At 49.2% G+C, this 2,163-nt stretch carries 1 protein-coding gene; it reads left to right on the forward strand.

What is annotated here, in order from left to right:
* A partial coding sequence (locus ACQY26_RS01945; RefSeq protein WP_428047396.1) for a trypsin-like peptidase domain-containing protein occupies positions 1-2,163 on the forward strand: 2,163 nt, incomplete at both ends.

A 2,163-nucleotide genomic window follows, 5' to 3' on the forward strand; every position in this document is an offset into this window, starting at 1 on the left:
ACAGCCCCTTTCTTTAGGCTCGTTCAGCGACGCTTCCAAACGCAAAAGAGCAAAAGTCCTGCTCTCTTCCGTGGTGGAAAGTTTGGTTTCGGGCGGCCTTGTAAGCCCGGCCGGCGACGCAAGATACGCCGCCGCGGCTGAAAAAATTATTTACGATTCGGAAAATACCGCCGCTTTTACCTACCTCTTAAGCGCGGGCTTTTCTTCCCTGCTGGCAAAAAAACATTATGCAGCTTTGGGCAGAATTTTAAATCACTATACCGTCAAAGAACTGAAAGGTTCTTCTTGGTATGAATATATAAACGTACGCCATTATGCCGACGCTTTGAAAAACGCCGGCGGCTCTTATTTGGGCAAAGCCTCCGAAGCGGGGCAGTATACCACTTCTTACGTATATTCAAACGTTTTTACCGATATCGCGCGCCTGCTGGCCGAAGACGGCTCCCCAGAAGCCGCCAAGCTTTTAAACCAATACGCTTTTAACCGCGATATAAACAAAACCGTTAAACCGTTTTTGGCCGGCGCGCTTCTTAACGCAAAAGGCGAGCATTCCGCCAAAGCTTTGGCTTTGGCGAATATGAACTTCGGAGATATAACCGCCACGCAGGAATATGATTTGGATAAAGCTTTGCTGGCAAAATATCCTGCCGTTAAAAGCAAACTAGGCACCGGCGCGATTACGACAAAAGCCGCTTTGGAAGCCAAAAAAGCCAAACTTAACAGATACGGCTATCTTACAAGGAGCGCGGATTCCGCAGATATATTATTGGCGGTGTGGGGCGGGGTTTCTCTGTTTAAACTCGGCTCAAAAGGCGTTACTTTGGCGAAATCTTCATATACGGCCGTAAAAGCGTCGTCTTTGACGGGCGGGGCGAAAATAGCTTATATCAAAGCCAATTACGCAAAGCTGGTTCCTTATATTTCCGCAAAAAGGAGCCTTGCCCGTTTGGGTTTAAGGATAAAAGGCGCTTTCGGCAAAAATATAAATCCCCAAACTTTTATAAAATTGCAGAATGATTTAAACGCCAAAAAGCTTACTTCTTTGGCTTCCGCCCGCGACGCGGCCGTGAGCGCCGCTAAGGAAACGGGCAAACCGGCGGACGCGGCCAAAGCGGTTTTTACTCAGGCGAGCTATACTGCAAAAAAAGCCGAAATAGATTTGCTTTCTTCTTTGCGTAGCGAGGCGGGGCAAAGCCTTATAAGCAAATATAACGCTTACAAAAGCGGCTTGCCCGGATTGACGCCCGCAAATCCTTTTACGCCGGCGGAACGGGGCGTTATAGGTTCGCTCTTTAATTACTCAAGAAGCGTAAACGACCTTAACCATGCTTTTGCGGGATATTATCCTTATTTGGGCTTCTTTGAAAAAGGCAGAATACTGGCTTTTAATAAATTTTCTTCTTGGATGAGCAGGCTTAAAAGCGCGGCGCGCGCATACTCTTCCGGCCCCTACGCATATACTTATACTCCTTACACCGACGTTACCGGCGCAGCCGGCGGAAGCGCAAGGCTCCTTCCCGCTTTGGCGAGAAATGGTGGATATTCTATTTCACCGTTAAATATGCCTTACGCTTATAGCGGCGAAGCTCTGCCCGTATCGGCTTCGGCCGGCGGGGACGTGCCGCTTTTTATGCCCAAAAAACCGCGTGTGCCTTTTGTGCCGGAAGACGCCACTTTTAAAATAGTTTCCATGGGTTTGCAAAGCCAGGTCGGCAGCGGATATTTTATAAGGCAGGGCTCTATCGAACTGCCGCTTGTATTTACGGCTTCCCACGTGGTGGGGGACGCAAAGTCCGTACAGCTTAGGGATACCTTCGGAAAATATTCAAAAGGCAGAGTAATCAACTTTAACGGGGACTCCGGTTATGACTTGGCCGCCGTCTGGGTTGAGGATCCCGCTTTCTTATCCGGGCGCAGGCCTTTCAGGCTGGGCGTTCACGATCCCGCACCGGGTTCCATACTGATGTCCCACACTTATCCTAACGGGGATTTTTACAGAACCGGCATAGTTGAAATGCTGGATAACAAGTATTTCCATCCGGCCAATAAATTCCCTTCTTATGTGATAACCAGCGGCAATATAGAAGCAGGCAGCAGCGGCGGGGCGGTTTCCCTCGGCGATTTTGACGGAACCGTGATCGGGACGGTTATGTCTTCTTTGGA

The sequence above is a fragment of the Candidatus Proelusimicrobium excrementi genome, assembly GCF_937881865.1.
Taxonomy (GTDB): domain Bacteria; phylum Elusimicrobiota; class Elusimicrobia; order Elusimicrobiales; family Elusimicrobiaceae; genus Proelusimicrobium; species Proelusimicrobium excrementi.